The organism is Sporolactobacillus laevolacticus DSM 442 (genome assembly GCF_000497245.1).
GTDB lineage: Bacteria > Bacillota > Bacilli > Bacillales > Sporolactobacillaceae > Sporolactobacillus > Sporolactobacillus laevolacticus.
The window spans coordinates 148,311-163,487 of record NZ_AWTC01000008.1; the positions used below are offsets into that span (position 1 = coordinate 148,311).

Here is a 15,177-nt window from a genome sequence, read left to right on the forward strand (position 1 = left end):
ATGCATTTATTAGATATTAGCGATCTATCAGCGGATCAGATCACCGATATTTTTCACTTGGCAGATAAGCTGCATTCTGGAAATACGGATCTTCAGTTAAAGAACAAAACATTTATTCTTTTCTTTCCGGAAACAAGTTTAAGAACCCGGGTCACCTTTGAAAAAGGTATCAACGATTTAGGAGGACGCTGCCTCTTATTTCCACCGGAAACCTTAAACAAACGGGAAGCGTTAAGCGATGTCATCGGATATTTAGAGAATTGGGCTGATGGTATCATTGTCCGGCATCCAGATTTTTCAAAGCTGCAAAAATTAGCAGAGAAATCTTCGATACCGATCATAAACGCCATGACGTCACGTAATCATCCCTGTGAGATTTTGTCCGATCTTTACACGCTTCGCAACCTAAGACCAAACTTTAAAGAACTCGTCTATACATTTGTCGGACCAAAAGGCAACATTTCTAGAACGTGGATGGACGCTGCCGATGTTTTAAATCTCACGTTCAATCACGTTTGCGTACCAGGAAATGAAATGGGCCCGGAATCATCAAACTATACGTTTCACACAGATTTAGAGGCAGTGCTCGCAGAAACTGATGTCCTTTTAACCGATTCTTTGCCCGATGAACTGCGCAATGAGGATTATTTCACTAAATATCAGATCACGCTTGAGAGATTAAGATCAGCAAAACCTGAAGCTCTGTTAAATCCATGCCCTCCCTTTTACAGAGATGAAGAAGTCAGCAGCGATGCCATCTCCTCTAATCATTTTGTCGGGTATGAATTCAAGAAAAATTTGCTTTATGTTCAGCAAGCAATCATTCTATTCTGCCTGTCACATTAGGATTAATATTTCGCGATCTAAAGGGACTTACACTACCCTAAAGGAGCAATTTGCTAAATGAATAGGACGAAAAAAGCACCTGATTCAGAAACTGATGTGAATGTTGTATTTTTTGATTTGTTCTTCACATTAATCACGCCTGAATATAGAGACATGAGAAATGAAAATGATGTATTAGGCTTGACAAGAACCGAGTGGGAAACGTATGCAGAAGACGATGAATTATACTTAAAAAGAGCAAGCGGAAAAGAAAAAAATCCTCAACAAATAATCAGAGATATTGTTGGTAAGATGAAAATAAACGCTACTGAAAAGGAAATAAATGAACTATTAGAGTTAAGAAAAGGAAGAATGAAACGAGCATTAATTAACGTTAATCCTATCATTCTTGATGTGCTGTCCGATTTAAAGAAAAGCAAAAAAAAATTATGCTTGATTAGTAATGCTGATGTAATCGATGCAATGTATTGGGATAAATCTCCATTAAGCAGGTTTTTTGACTATGCTGTCTTTTCATATGAAGTGGGCTATTTAAAGCCCGAGACTACCATATACAGAATAGCACTAGAAAAAATGAACGCTCGCCCGGAAGAATGTATTTTTATTGGCGATGGAGGTTCAGACGAACTGAGTGGTGCGAAAGAAGCCAGAATTAGAACCATTTTGACTAGTCGCTTACTTAAAAGGAGCAATAAAATACAGAACAAAATTAAGGAATTCGCAGATTATTCCATTGAAGATTTTGCTGAAGTTAGACGGATATTATTAGGCAACAACGATGATCAATGAGAGATTCGTGATTACTATTCATAGGTATAGATTGTGAAAATGGATTGGAGGCTTTTCTGTGGAACTAGAACTGAATTTAAACTCAATGTACATCTGTGTTAAGGATATGGACCGGGCAATTAATTTCTATGAGAAATTTCTAGACCAAGAAGTCGACGAAAGGGACGAGATATTCAGCATATTCAATTTTGAACATAACAGGCTTTGTCTTTTTAACCCTGCAAAGGTTAATGAAAAGCATACATGGGGTAATAATTGTTTGCCAAGCTTTCAAGTAAACGACATAACTTTATTGATGGAAAAGATTCATGAATTAGGCGCCCCCATAGGATTTCCACTAACTAAAATCGGTGAAAGTCTGGTCTTAGAGTTTCAGGACACTGAAGGCAATGATATAGAGATTTACTGTAAACAAGTTTAATCGTTTCTTCATCTTGCTCTTTTGAGCCACTAATGTGTCTTTAAATATAGTTCTTAATGATTGCCCATTCTTTGATCTTCTCCTCAACCGATTTTGGATAACGAGACGGTGTAGGGCTGGTTGATGGCAATTTGATCAGAGCAATGTCCGGAGGAACGGTTAATTTGAAATGCTTCTTGAAAACAGCAAAAGATTTACTGCCATTAAAAGCAATGGCCCTTATTTCAGGGTTGGCGTTTAACAAACCAAGTATATTGTTCGGTTCTTCATCCTTAATCGCCGAATCTAAGCTACCTTTTCGTTCACAATAATGGATCGAGTCCCACAAGGCAATGTGATGCCTTATCACGAAATCAATCTTCTCAGCATACGAAACACTTCCATACTTCTCCCCAAAGAGCGCATAAAGAATGGTCCAGAATTGATTCCTTGGATTGGCATAATACTGCTGCTGCGCTAGCGAAACACGGCCGGGCATAGAACCGAGAATCAAAACGCGAGCATTTGGCCCAATTATTTTGGGCATTGAGTAAGTAAGTTCATTTGATTTCATCTTGAATCTCCTCGTGTATCAAAGAAATTTTCTCTACCACTATGACGAATTGTACTTATTAAGCAAGGAAAAGAAAGCTTTTCAAAGAATCATTACTTTATGGTTCGGTATGCATTCTTATGTCTGCTTATGTCCATGCGCTTTTGATGTTACGCAGTAGGGCCGAACTGTGAAGGAAGCGGATGTGAGAATCGGAGCTAAAAATAATAGAGAGTTGGCGCACCCTTATTAAGGGCGAGCTCAAACGTGTTAATATATCTCTCTCAACTTTTTTGACTTCATTTTGCAGAACACTTATAAAAAAATGTCAAACGTTTTCTTTTCAATTTCATCTGTAATACAATATTTTATTGCTTGGCAGAGTAGTTTTTATTAAAAATTTAATATAAAAATAGGATAACGTAAGGTTAAGAGTAACAAACCAGGGCAATATTCCGCTCCGGCTTGTATTCGTTGACTCTATTAACAGGTTTCTCCTCGATGCAATGAGACAGGAAGCGTGTAATTATTTTCAAATAAATAGTCCGGATGCTCAATTCTTTTAATAAGTATATTAACTAATAGTTCCACACATTCCTTAAGCGGAACTTTGACTGTTGTTAACTTTGGAAAATATTTGCGGATAAAGGTTGTTCCATCGTAACCAACAATTTTCAATTCTTTGGGAATAGGTATTGCCAACTCCTCAGCTAAATTCATGACTTCTAAAGCAGTCAAGTCATCTGTAAAAACACCTTCTAATTGATTGTTTAGCAAGAAGTTTTTTATTTCCATTCTTTTTAGCAATTCACTTGTATGAGGTTCAAGCTTTAATAGGTATGGAGTTAATCCACTTGCTTCCACTGTACCGATAAAACTCGTCATTCGCTTCTTGGTAGGTGAGTTAGAGCGATTTAGTCCTGTAATCATTCCTATTTTTCTTGCCCCTGACTGGATTAGCGCCTCAGTAGCAATTTTTCCTCCAGAGTAATTGTCACTCCCGACAATTGGAACTTCCTGAGCTAAGTAGCGATCGAAGGAGACAATTGGCGCGTTAAGTAATTTATATTCTTCTAGTTCTGGATGAATAGCTGCTGAAATAACACCGGCTACTTGATGAGCTTGCAACATTCGTAAATAATCGCGCTCTTTTCCAATATCATCAGCACTGCTACATAAAATCATTTTGTAACCGGCTTTGAATAAATCCCATTCTATATATTTAACAAGCTCACCTGCGAAGATATTACTGACATCCGGAAAAATGACGCCGATAATTTTAGATGGCTTTCCTTGCAACCCGCGTGCCAAACTGTTCGGCTGATAATTTAGCTCCTTCATCGCCTCGTGTACTTTATTGATTGTTTTTTCGGATAACGAACCATAATTATTAATAACTCTAGAAACTGTCGTAATAGAAACCCCGGCTCTTTCTGCAACATCTTTCAGTGTAACAACTATTTTTATCCCTTCTTTCGTCTCCTTCTCTATTTTACGGAAAAGATAAACGTTTGACAATTTAAGTTTGTTTTTGGGGACCTTGTCGTATGAGTCTTCAATCGTCGCCACATTATGACAATCGAATATCAATTTCAAACGTCTATAAATAGCTATATAAATGGGTATTTTTATATTTTAATAGACATTTTTGATAAACGTTTGACATTTTCAGAAAGGTCGGTATAATAGATATTACAAAAAGAAAGCGCATTCAAATAAAGCGGAGGTTGTCATGAAAAAAATTTGGTGGCAGGGTGAAATCGTTTATCAAATCTACCCGAAAAGTTTTTCAGATAGTAATCATGACGGAATTGGGGATTTAAAAGGGATTACTTCAAAGCTTGATTACTTAAATGATTTAGGTATTACAATGCTTTGGATTTGTCCCATTTATCCCTCTCCAATGGATGACAATGGGTATGATATTTCTGATTATTTTGGAGTGGCTCCTGAATTTGGTACACTTCAAGATTTAGAAGAATTGATTGAAGAAGCGATAAAAAGCGGCATCAAAATCATCTTAGATCTTGTTGTCAATCATACAAGTGATGAACATAACTGGTTTAAAGATGTATTAGCGAATCCGAATAGCAAATATAAAGACTACTATGTGATTAAGGAAGGAAAGACTAAACCAACAAACTGGCGCAGTGTGTTTGGTGGGAGTGTTTGGGAGAAACTTCCTGGACGAAATGAATATTACTTTCATTCATTCGGCCAGAAGCAGCCGGATTTAAATTGGGAGAATCCTGAATTAAGGCAAGAAATATACAACATGGTGAACTGGTGGTTAGATAAAGGGATTTCTGGTTTCCGTATTGATGCGATTACATTCATCAAGAAGGATTTAACTTGGACGAACCTGCCTGCTGATGGTGTGGATGGGTTATCTAAGGTAACAAAATCAGGGCGAAACATGCCGGGGATCAACGTGTTTCTTAAAGAATTACAACGTGAGACCTTTACCAAACACCAATGTGTGACGATTGCTGAAGCACCTGGTGTGGGTTATGACGAATTAGGGCAGTTCATTGGGGAAGATGGATTCTTTGATATGATTTTCGACTTTAAGTATGCGGATTTGGATGTGAAAAGTGGCAGTGAATGGTTTGTTCGATTACCTTGGACCTTTCGTGAATTAAACGACAAAATCATGAACTCACAAGAAGCGATACAACGATATGGCTGGGGAGCAAACTTCATTGAAAATCATGATCAACCCCGTGCAACGACCAAATATTTACAAAAAAAAGCGCGTAATACTGATGCTGTAAAGACACTTGGTGCGATGTACTTCTTCTTGAAGGGAACTCCATTCATCTATCAAGGCCAAGAACTTGGTATGATTAATTTCGCGCGTGAAACAGCTTCGGATTTCAATGATCTCTCAAGCATCGATCAATATCAGCGTTCAATCAATGAGGGCTTAACACCGGAAGAAGCGTTGCACATTGTTAACCTCCGCTCTCGTGACAATTCTCGGACACCCTTCCCATGGTCGGCAGAAGAAAATGGAGGATTCTCGACTACTGCGCCGTGGTTAAAAGTGACTGAAAGCTACAATGAAATTAACGCTGCTGCTCAAGTCGGTGTGGATGGTTCAATCTATGAGTTTTACAAAGAAATGATTGATTTCCGGCAACACGGAAAGTATTCAGAGACGCTTGTATACGGAGATATCGCGCGCTTGCCTTTAGAAAGTGATGAAATGATCGCTTATAAACGAATAGGGCAATCAGAGACTATTTATGCGTACTTTAATTTTGGTAATGAGACCTTGAACCTATCGAACTCTAGAGCAAAAGAATTGATTTTTGAAACAGCCAAGGGAACCAAACTAGAAAACGGACAAATCCAGTTACCAGCAAATACAGGAATTTTAGTGAAATCGTAAAGGAGAGAAGACAAATGGCAAAAGACAACCAAAATTTTGAAGCCGTTGCCAAACAAATCGTCGCACTTGTTGGAGATGACAACATCATTTCCGCGACTCATTGTCAAACACGTTTACGCTTTGTCGTCAAAGACCGTGAAAAAATTGATGACAAAAAACTCGAAAACGTCAACTTAGTTAAAGGTGTCTTCTTTAACGGCGGTCAATATCAAGTTATTATCGGAACAGGTTTGGTTCATGAAGTATATAAAGAAATAGAAAAAATCGGCATCAAATCCGTATCCAAAGAAGAGCAGAAAGCATTTATCAAAGAAAATGAAACCGGTTTAAAGAAAGTAATGCGCATCTTGTCTGAAATATTTATTCCAATTGTACCGGTTATTGCGGCAACTGGTTTATTTCTCGGTGTGAAAGGTGCGTTATTTAACGCCAACGTTCTTGCTTTGTTTGGTGCAAAGAGTTCAGATATCCCTTTAGCTTTACAACAAGTAATATCTGTATTAACGGATACCGCGTTTGCTTTTCTGCCTGCTCTAATTGTTTGGTCAACGTTCCGAGTATTTCGTGGTACCCCGGTTATTGGGATTGTTATTGGTTTAATGATGGTTTCTCCAATCCTCCCAAACGCCTATGCTGTTGCTGATCCAAATAGTGGTGTCCACGCACTTAAAGCATTTGGGGTTATCCCTATTGTAGGTTGTCAAGGTTCCGTTCTTTCGGCAATCGTCGCCGGGATCATTGGTGCAAAGTTAGAGCATTTCTTCCGTAAGATAATGCCGAATGTCTTAGAGCAAATTTTCACACCATTTATGACGATGCTATCAACGTTCTTAATCATTATTTTAGGTGTAGGTCCAGTCTTACATTGGATTGAGTTAGGTATGGTTGGTGGAATTAAAGATTTGATTAATTTTCCTCTTGGTATCGGTGGTTTCATTATTGGTGCTTCTTATCCACTAATGGTATTAATCGGCATTCACCATACGCTTATTATGATTGAAACGTCTCTACTGGCCAATACAGGATTTAACGCACTGATTACGCTATGTGCTATGTATGGTTTCGCAAATATGGGTAGCTGCTTAGCATTTATCCTACGTGCAAAATCTGAAAAGGCAAAATCAACAGCAATCGGGGCAATGATGTCTCAATCATTTGGGGTATCAGAACCCGTGTTGTTTGGGATATTAATTCGCTATAATCTGCGCCCATTAATAATGGTACTGTTAAGCTCCGGCTTTGGCGCAGCATTATTGTCAATCTTACACATTCGTTCAAATAGCTATGGCTTAGCTGTAATTCCATCATACTTGATGTACATTTACTCAGGTCACCAACTAATATTTTACGCGCTCATTTCGGTGATTTCATTCGTACTCTGTTTTGTATTAACTTCTGTATTTGCTATTCCAAAAGAAATTCTAAAGAAAGACGAAAATGACGCAGAAGAAATCTTAGTGAAAAAACAAGAAACGGTTGAAGATGAAAACCTTTCCTTCCCGGTAAGCGGAAAAGTTGTTGCACTTACTGATGTTGTCGACCCGGTCTTTTCCTCAGGAATGATGGGTAACGGAATAGCTGTCATTCCTACTGAGGGAAAAATCTTCTCGCCGGCCGATGGGACACTAAGCGTTGTCGCGAACACTGGTCATGCTTATGGACTTGAAACAGAAAAAGGTGCTGAAGTTCTACTTCATATTGGAATTGATACAGTTTCTTTAGAAGGAAAAGGCTTTTCAACAAAGGTAACTGCTGGACAGACAGTCAAAAAAGGCGATTTACTAGGCACCTTTGATATCGAAGCAATTAAAGGAGCCGGGTTGGATCCTACTGTTATGATTCTCGTAACCAATTCTCAAGAGTTTTCTGATGTTGTGGCAACGGATACTACCGACGCAAAAGTCGGTGAATTGGCTTTGTTTGTCGAAAAAGAAAAGAAAGAATACAAGGAGATTGACGGAACGGTTCTCAATTAATAAGAATTAATTTGACAAGTCAGGATGCATAAATGCATTCTGACTTGCTTTTTTAACAATCGTCGGAATATGCTCTTGGATTCACTTTTTGTCCGCTTTGAGTTGCTGAAATACAGCTGCCGATCCTTCATCTTATTTTTTGTGCAGTATCCGTCAACTGTTCACCCGTCAAATTTTCCCATTCTTTATAACCAAACAGCCACCCGCTTTATTCAGCAGATGGCTGTTTGGTTCAGCTCTCCGGTTGCTTTTTGACCCGTCTCAAACGATCCTTCGTCATGGTGAACATCAAAAGCATCGCTAAAACGGCCGGAATCAACGCCCAAAGAAAGGTGTGTGTGATTGAGGATGCCAATGCTTCTGTGAATCGATGAAGCACGGGGTCAGGAATATGCTGACGCGTCTCAGGTGAAAGCATTTGTCTTGGATTGGTGATGTGTTGGACCGCTCCGCTACCAGGCATGTTCGAGAATGCATCTTTCAGATTTGCCGTAAATAGATGACTTTGAATGGTCCCGAAAATCGTAATACCGACGGTCATTCCAAATTCGCGAAGAAACGCCATCGTTGCATTCGCCGAGCCAAATTGCTCTGGTCCAAAATCGTGGATCGCTGCCATGCCAAGCACAGCGAAAGAGGCCCCAACGCCATAACCGATCGTCACCATGTAAATCAGAACAACGGAATAAGGGGTATCTGTGCCCATCGTTCCGGCAAAAAGAAGACCAATGATTAAAATCAAGCCATGAATCAGCATGACATTGCGGTAACTCATGTGCTGAGCCAAAATACCACCGACCATGCTGGCGACCGTGACGCCGAGCATCATTGGCAAGAGCATCAGGCCCGCGTTCGTTGCTGTCCCGCCAAAGACTCCTTGAATAAAGACAGGCATGAAAACGACCGCTACCATAAATGGCAGTCCGTAGATCAAACCAACGAGATTGCTCGCCGCATATAATCGCTTTTGAAACATTTTGAATGAAATAATGGGAGATGAAGCCTTGCTTTCCGCAATCAAAAACAGGACGAAGAAGACAACGAAACTCGCAAAGAGGGAAAGTATAGGCATCGATGACCATCCGTACTTGCTGCCCAGTTCAAGCGCAAACATGAGGCTGACCGTTGAACAAACGAGCGTCGCAGCTCCTGCCCAATCAATGGATTGTTTCTGATGTTCCCTGGATTCGTGGTAGAAAAAGAGAATAAGAAAAACGGCGAGAATTCCTAAAGGAAGATTAATATAAAAGATCCAATGCCAGTTCAGATTGTCCGTGATGTAGGCACCAAGAAGCGGCCCGAAAACACTGGACAACCCAAAAACCGCCCCAAACAGACCGCTCATTTTCCCACGCTTTTCTACTGGAAACACATCAAAAACAATCGTAAATGCGATAGGCATGAGCGATCCGCCGCCTATACCTTGAATGGCCCGATAGATACTGAGCTGAGCGATGGACGTTGCCGTGCCGCACAGAATCGATCCGAATAAGAACATAATTAAGCCAAACACAAAAAATCGTTTTCTGCCATACATGTCTGAAAGTTTGCCGAAAATCGGCATACCGGCCATCTCCGCGACTAGGTAAGCAGACGTCACCCAAACAAATTGGTCCAATCCTCCAAGATCGGCAATGATTTCTCCAATTGCGGTAGAAACAACTGTTTGATCCATAGAGGCAATAAACATACCGAGCATCAAGCCGGCAACAACAAAACGCAGCGTTTTTTTATCTCGTGTTTGTACGTGAGTCATAAGTTTCCTCCACTACTCTTTAATTGCAGATTGTACAATCGCTTTTTCATCTTTTTTATAATCGGTCTTATAAGTCACCTTGCCGATTGAGCAACCGGCACCGATTGTTACACGATTTCCTCTGACTACCTTCGCTTCGGTATCTTCGAGGAAGATTTCATCACCTTCAATGGATTCCACAATCAGCTTTTTTCTTGTTAAGCCAGTAAATATTTGTCCAATAAAGTTCGAAGGAAACCGCCGACGGACAGATAACGTGCCGCAGCCGATCTCCTTGATGCGCGAAGTAATTCCGGACAAGGTAATCTCGATGTGCTCGGCGCTGCATAGCCCGCCGACCGTCAATGGACCTTCCGCGATCACATCCTCAGCCTCCAGTTCTCCGCCAACGGTGAGAATTCCTGAGACGCGTACTTGCTCACCGTGAACATCACGATTGAATTTTCCGCGTCCATTGACCTGAATACGTTCTCCAGAAACATTTCCATCAATTCTGCAGGAACCGTTAACCATCAGCGATTCCGCGATGGCATTTCTTTCTATGACGCCAGATCCGCTTATAACAATACTCGATGCTTTCGCATCGCCGCTCAAACGACCTGATCCATTAATGTCGATACTCTTGCAGATGATATCGCCTTGTATTTTGCCGCTGCCATTAATCTTGACATCCTCGTAACACCCGCCCGGCGCGCTGCCGGAACCAGAGATTGTTAAGTTTTTCTTTTCCTCAGTCATTGTGCACACCTCCCGATTTACCTTTTATTTGCGTCTAAATGAACGACTTCGCCTACTTTTATTTTTCCACTCGTTTTATATGAGCCGGAATACTCGACACGTTCAATCGTGCAGCCATCGGCGATTTCAACGTTAACGCCTCTGACTACCTTAGCCTCAGTAAACTCAAGAGAAACATGATCTCCTTCAATACTATCTGCGCGAAACGGTGTGATTGGCGCCCGACTGAAAAAAGATCGCCTTTTCTTAATTGATACACTGCCCGCGCCGATTTCCTTCACATCATTTTCTGCGTTTATTTTTAAAATGATGTCAATCTGATCGCAATTGAGCAGACCGCCCACTTTGATCCCGCCGCGCATGATCAGTGTTTCCAAAGAAGCGTTACCCGCTACATTAAGCATACCATGCACTTTAAGTTCTTCACCGGAGAGATCTTTGGCAACAGTGAGTTCTCCGTAGATTGATGACTGTTTCAGTGCACATGATCCATTGACCTGTGTTTCGCCCATCAGCCGTGATTCTTCGGCAGCTAGCCTTCCGCCAACGGTTACCTCACCCATGTTCCGCAAATACCCGCTGGAAAGATCTCCCGACACCGTGCACTCGCCCATCACTTTGCACGACTGTGCATCAATCGAACCTGAAACACTGCATTCGCCCATGATACGTACCTTATCAAACGAACCACCGTTTGATTGCGTTTCTCCCATGACTTTCAGATTTCGTTTCATTGAATCACTCATTCTGATCACTCCTATCTAATGGACCTTCCGCCTGATTTCTATCAATTAATACTTTCAGCGCCTCGATGCAGGAGGAAAGCAACATTTTGTCAATCACTTTAATTCCATTGTCAAAGTAAATGTCGACATTCTCTGCTAGTAAGAGAAAAGCCGGAACTCCCATCTTGCGAACAAAATAGAGACAACTGTTTTTGTCATAAACTTTATGGCTGTGCGCTTTTAATGCGCCAAGCAAATCTTTGGCTTCATCACTATTCATGCTTCCGTTTTTAAGCATGCGATCAAGAATAAACAATGCCAACAGATCTTCAAATTGAAAACGTTGCTGATCTGGCTCGATTTTGCGGTAAACGTGTAAGGTCATTGATGAAACAATGTTTCGATCGAGAAGGTCATGTTCTGCAAGAACAATTTTATTGACCGATTGCGGTGAAAAACGTTCAGCCAGCTCATCAAGTGACAATGTGTCTTTCATCTCGGAAATTGCTTGAATGCGTTTAAGCATTTTTTCTTTTGGGAAAAAGGTCTCCTGGCCGGTGAACGTCGATTTCCGGATAAACCACGACTCAGGAATCAACTGTTTCCTTTTCCATCGGTATAACTGGCCATAGGAAATACCCGTTATTTCCAGAAGATCTTTCTTAGCAATTAATTCGTCCTCCACAAGAGATCCTCCTTTATCTTTTCTTTGAATGCCACCAATATAACATAACACTGTTACACTGTAAATGGTTTTTTTCCTGTCCCTTCCTTCAATCGTTGGTCCCAACTCTCTTGGGTTTTTGTTATAATTGAACGGCACTGTCATTCCTACATAATTATCAGGAACTCTACAAAAAATAGAAAACAGAAAACAGGGAGGAAATGAAGTGGTGAAAACACAACTAGAAAGAAGGCTGAAAAACAGACATATTCAATTGATTGCGATCGGCGGAGCTATAGGGACGGGTTTGTTTCTTGGTTCCGGAAAAGCCATTCATTTGGCTGGACCGTCCATTTTGTTCGCCTATCTGATCATTGGTGTTGCCTTGTTTTTTGTGATGCGCTCGCTTGGGGAACTACTTTTGTCGAACACAGGCTATGCATCCTTCACAGATTTTACCGTTGAATACCTTGGCCCATGGGCAGGATTTGTTACCGGGTGGACGTACTGGTTCTGCTGGATTATGACTGCCATGGCCGATATTACGGCAGTAGGAAAATATATTCAGTTCTGGTTTAACGTTCCTCAATGGGTTCCGGCTTTTCTCTGCCTTATTGTATTGACGATCTTAAATCTGCTAACCGTTAAAATGTTTGGCGAGATTGAATTCTGGTTTGCAATTATCAAGGTTGTTACAATTATTGCGTTAATCATTCTCGGTTTGATCATGATTGTTGTCGGATTTAAAACAGATAGCGGACATGCCTCCATACAGAATCTATGGTCCTTTGGCGGTTTCTTTCCGCATGGGATCTCTGGATTCTTCCTTGGTTTTCAGATGGCGGTTTTCTCATTCGTCGGTATTGAACTCGTCGGTGTGACGGCGGCCGAAACCGCTGATCCGGAAAAAAATCTTCCGAGAGCGATTAACAGTTTGCCAGTTCGTGTCTTATTGTTTTACATCGGAGCATTATTTGTGATTCTTTGTATCATTCCTTGGACTCAGCTCAATGCAGACAATAGTCCATTTGTTAAAGTGTTCACGTTAGTCGGCATACCGGCTGCCGCAGGAATTATTAATTTCGTGGTCCTCACCTCTGCGGCATCCGCTTGCAACAGTGGCCTTTTTTCAACGAGTCGTATGCTCTATTCACTTGGACGCGAAGGTAATGCGCCAAAGAGCTTTTCTCTATTGGGAAAAAGCTCCGTACCAAGCACAGCGCTTATTAGTTCGACCCTCGCGCTTTCCGTTGGTGTCGTGCTAAACTATTTTCTGCCTAACTTTGTGTTCACACTTGTCACAAGTATCAGCGCTATCTGCTTCATTTGGGTGTGGAGCGTCATTTTAATCGCTCATATCGTTTACCTGAAAAAGCGGCCTGATTTGGCATCAGCTTCAAAATTTAAGGCACCACTTGCCCCATTTATTAACTGGCTGATCCTCGTTTTCTTTGTTTTTCTGCTTGTGCTGATTGGCATGGCAAGTGATACACGCGTAGCTTTATTTGTCACACCCGTTTGGTTCTTACTGCTTGTGGTGGCTTACTTGCTTCACCGTAAACGTAAGGCCGTATAATTTTTGTGTCTTACAACTGAAAAAATAGACCTACCTCCCCACCAGATCGTTCCAGTGGGGATTTTTTCATTGTTCACCCTTTCATCAGATTAATGGATCACCCTGGACCTTTTGCCTAAGCTTAAATAAGCTATAATAGTAAAAAGGTGGAATCTTATCCAATTTATTCAGTTTTCCAAACCGTTTCTTGAGGGGGATGTTGGGCTTGAGAGAGAAAGCAAAGTTAGAAGATGTGGCAAAGCTTGCCGGTGTTTCACCAACAACCGTCTCACGAGTTCTAAATAACCGGGGTGCCATCAGTAACAAAACGAGACAGAAAGTTAACGCCGCAATTCAGGAATTGAACTACCATCCCAATGAAATTGCCAGATCGCTATTCATCAGCAAAACAAACCTCATTGGACTTATCTTCCCCACCACCGCTCACCCTTTTTATGGTGAAATGGTCTTTCATATTGAAAAGATTTTATCCGAAAAGAATTATAAAGTGCTGATCTGCAATACGATGAACCAAGCACAAAAAGAGAATAGCTATTTGAATATGCTCCTCGCAAATCAGGTCGACGGTATGATTGTCGGCGCTCATAATATAGGCATTGAATTCTACCAAAAAGCCAATTTACCGATTGTAGCCATTGACCGCAAAGTATCAGAAACCATAACTGTCGTCAGCAGCGACAACTATTCGGGCGGACGCCTCGCAACGGAAGAAATTCTGAATCAGGGACGTACAAAGATTATTCACATCAACAGTGTGAGACAAGAAGAAGCACCATCCAGTTATTTGAGACGGCAAGGTTACGAGGATGTTATGAAGGAACATGGCTTTCCATATAAGACCTATGAACTCGAATTGCCATTTGACACAAAGGGCAAGAAGCAAATTTTGTCCGACATCCTGAATCGCCACCCTGATCTTGAGGGGATGTTTGTTTCTGATGATTTAACGGCAGCCTTGGCACTCAGTATGATCAGAAAGCAAGATAAAGATATTTTCGTCGTTGGTTATGATGGAACAGAAGCGGTCACCACCTGCCTGCCTGAGCTAACCACCATAGTCCAGCCGATTAAAGCAATGGCCCAATTAGCTGTAGACCTGCTTCTAAAAGAAATAAACAGCGGTTTCAAGGACATTCAGAAAAATTACATTTTGCCCGTTACCGTTCGACGAGGGGAAAAGTAAGAAAGAGATGCCTCTTCTCGATAAGTGGTTTGAAACTAATTTCACTTAACGTTATGAATCTTCTCTGAATGAAGGTAAAATACCTGGTGTTGTTGTAAATCGAATAGTCCACCACTCACGATTTAGCATTTTATTTTGTTACACTTTTTGTTTAACTTACCTTCAAAAGCAGCAATTTTGTCATTCAGGTGGTCAATATTTTCATCAAGCTTCTTTTTCAGATCAAGCATGAAAATTCTATGGTCGTAGAGCATCTCCAGTCTTTCTTCCACGGTCTCATCGCCTAGATATCTCAATTTAGCGTACCTTTTAATCTGTTTGATCGGCATTGCCGTTTCTTTAAGTTTCAAAATAAAAGCCACCCATGTCTTGTCCGAATCTGTATACGTACGTCTGTTATTTCCATCCCTATTCGGACAAATGAGTTCTTCTTTATCATAGTAGCGTAGCGTATCTATGCTTAATCCGGTTACTTTTGAAAAAGCGCCGATTGAATAGATCAAGAAAATCTCCCCTTTTCATTTGACATGGAGTACACTCCAGCAACTATACTTCATTATATCAAAGCAGGGAGATG

At 40.9% G+C, this 15,177-nt stretch carries 14 protein-coding genes; 7 read left to right on the plus strand and 7 right to left on the minus strand.

The genetic code is table 11. The features are described 5' to 3' along the window. The 3 genes from P343_RS28105 to P343_RS28115 are packed head-to-tail and all read left to right on the plus strand — an operon-like array spanning position 1 to position 2,056. The gene (locus P343_RS28105; RefSeq protein WP_023510169.1) at positions 1 to 846 is read left to right on the plus strand and encodes an ornithine carbamoyltransferase; all 846 of its coding nucleotides are present in this window, start codon (positions 1 to 3) and stop codon (positions 844 to 846) included. Between the two features lie 57 nt (positions 847 to 903). Then, positions 904 to 1,635, plus strand: coding sequence for an HAD family hydrolase (locus P343_RS28110; RefSeq protein WP_023510170.1), 732 nt, complete (start codon positions 904 to 906; stop codon positions 1,633 to 1,635). A 58-nt stretch (positions 1,636 to 1,693) separates the two neighbouring features. After that, entirely contained in the window at positions 1,694 to 2,056 is a 363-nt protein-coding gene (locus tag P343_RS28115) for a VOC family protein (protein WP_023510171.1), read from the plus strand. Positions 2,057 to 2,096: 40 nt separating this feature from the next. Here P343_RS28115 and P343_RS28120 read toward each other — a convergent pair whose 3' ends face one another. Further along, positions 2,097 to 2,609 carry a DNA-deoxyinosine glycosylase gene (locus P343_RS28120; protein WP_023510172.1) on the minus strand — a complete coding sequence of 171 codons (513 nt, stop codon included), beginning with the start codon at positions 2,607 to 2,609 and terminating at the stop codon, positions 2,097 to 2,099. Between the two features lie 462 nt (positions 2,610 to 3,071). Then, complete coding sequence (locus tag P343_RS28125) at positions 3,072 to 4,157, minus strand: LacI family DNA-binding transcriptional regulator (RefSeq protein ID WP_023510173.1); 1,086 nt, start codon at positions 4,155 to 4,157, stop codon at positions 3,072 to 3,074. Between the two features lie 163 nt (positions 4,158 to 4,320). On the opposite strand from P343_RS28125, the gene P343_RS28130 reads away from it, so the two are divergent. Beyond that, positions 4,321 to 5,982, plus strand: coding sequence for an alpha-glucosidase (locus P343_RS28130; protein ID WP_023510174.1), 1,662 nt, complete (start codon positions 4,321 to 4,323; stop codon positions 5,980 to 5,982). 14 nt (positions 5,983 to 5,996) lie between these two features. Then, the gene (locus P343_RS28135) at positions 5,997 to 7,958 is read left to right on the plus strand and encodes a PTS sucrose transporter subunit IIABC (protein ID WP_023510175.1); all 1,962 of its coding nucleotides are present in this window, start codon (positions 5,997 to 5,999) and stop codon (positions 7,956 to 7,958) included. Positions 7,959 to 8,190: 232 nt separating this feature from the next. Here P343_RS28135 and P343_RS28140 read toward each other — a convergent pair whose 3' ends face one another. From P343_RS28140 to P343_RS28155, 4 genes are read right to left on the minus strand one after another with little or no spacing between them, the layout of a single operon-like run. Continuing rightward, the gene (locus P343_RS28140; RefSeq protein ID WP_023510176.1) at positions 8,191 to 9,714 is read right to left on the minus strand and encodes an MDR family MFS transporter; all 1,524 of its coding nucleotides are present in this window, start codon (positions 9,712 to 9,714) and stop codon (positions 8,191 to 8,193) included. A gap of 12 nt (positions 9,715 to 9,726) precedes the next feature. Further along, on the minus strand, positions 9,727 to 10,452 hold the full coding sequence (locus tag P343_RS28145) for a polymer-forming cytoskeletal protein (RefSeq protein ID WP_023510177.1): 726 nt from the start codon (positions 10,450 to 10,452) through the stop codon (positions 9,727 to 9,729). A gap of 17 nt (positions 10,453 to 10,469) precedes the next feature. Further along, positions 10,470 to 11,198: a hypothetical protein gene (locus P343_RS28150; protein ID WP_023510178.1), complete on the minus strand. Its 729-nt coding sequence runs from the start codon at positions 11,196 to 11,198 to the stop codon at positions 10,470 to 10,472. Then, positions 11,191 to 11,862 carry a YhbD family protein gene (locus tag P343_RS28155; protein WP_023510179.1) on the minus strand — a complete coding sequence of 224 codons (672 nt, stop codon included), beginning with the start codon at positions 11,860 to 11,862 and terminating at the stop codon, positions 11,191 to 11,193. The genes P343_RS28150 and P343_RS28155 overlap by 8 nt, the downstream gene beginning before the upstream one ends. Before the next feature lie 205 nt (positions 11,863 to 12,067). Here P343_RS28155 and P343_RS28160 point away from each other — a divergent pair, with 205 nt between their 5' ends. Continuing rightward, complete coding sequence (locus P343_RS28160) at positions 12,068 to 13,417, plus strand: amino acid permease (RefSeq protein WP_023510180.1); 1,350 nt, start codon at positions 12,068 to 12,070, stop codon at positions 13,415 to 13,417. A 205-nt stretch (positions 13,418 to 13,622) separates the two neighbouring features. After that, on the plus strand, positions 13,623 to 14,600 hold the full coding sequence (locus tag P343_RS28165) for a LacI family DNA-binding transcriptional regulator (RefSeq protein WP_023510181.1): 978 nt from the start codon (positions 13,623 to 13,625) through the stop codon (positions 14,598 to 14,600). 122 nt (positions 14,601 to 14,722) lie between these two features. Here P343_RS28165 and P343_RS28170 read toward each other — a convergent pair whose 3' ends face one another. Further along, positions 14,723 to 15,103, minus strand: a complete 381-nt coding sequence (locus P343_RS28170) for a MerR family transcriptional regulator (RefSeq protein WP_023510182.1) — start codon at positions 15,101 to 15,103, stop codon at positions 14,723 to 14,725. Positions 15,104 to 15,177: the final 74 nt, after the last annotated feature.

What these genes read in the sequence shown, in the direction of transcription:
- P343_RS28105 (WP_023510169.1), top strand. Translation starts at nt 1, where the DNA reads ATGCATTTATTAGATATTAGCGATCTATCAGCGGATCAGATCACCGAT.
- P343_RS28110 (WP_023510170.1), top strand. Translation starts at nt 904, where the DNA reads ATGAATAGGACGAAAAAAGCACCTGATTCAGAAACTGATGTGAATGTT.
- P343_RS28120 (WP_023510172.1), bottom strand. Translation starts at nt 2,609, where the DNA reads ATGAAATCAAATGAACTTACTTACTCAATGCCCAAAATAATTGGGCCA.
- P343_RS28130 (WP_023510174.1), top strand. Translation starts at nt 4,321, where the DNA reads ATGAAAAAAATTTGGTGGCAGGGTGAAATCGTTTATCAAATCTACCCG.
- P343_RS28135 (WP_023510175.1), top strand. Translation starts at nt 5,997, where the DNA reads ATGGCAAAAGACAACCAAAATTTTGAAGCCGTTGCCAAACAAATCGTC.
- P343_RS28140 (WP_023510176.1), bottom strand. Translation starts at nt 9,714, where the DNA reads ATGACTCACGTACAAACACGAGATAAAAAAACGCTGCGTTTTGTTGTT.
- P343_RS28145 (WP_023510177.1), bottom strand. Translation starts at nt 10,452, where the DNA reads ATGACTGAGGAAAAGAAAAACTTAACAATCTCTGGTTCCGGCAGCGCG.
- P343_RS28150 (WP_023510178.1), bottom strand. Translation starts at nt 11,198, where the DNA reads ATGAGTGATTCAATGAAACGAAATCTGAAAGTCATGGGAGAAACGCAA.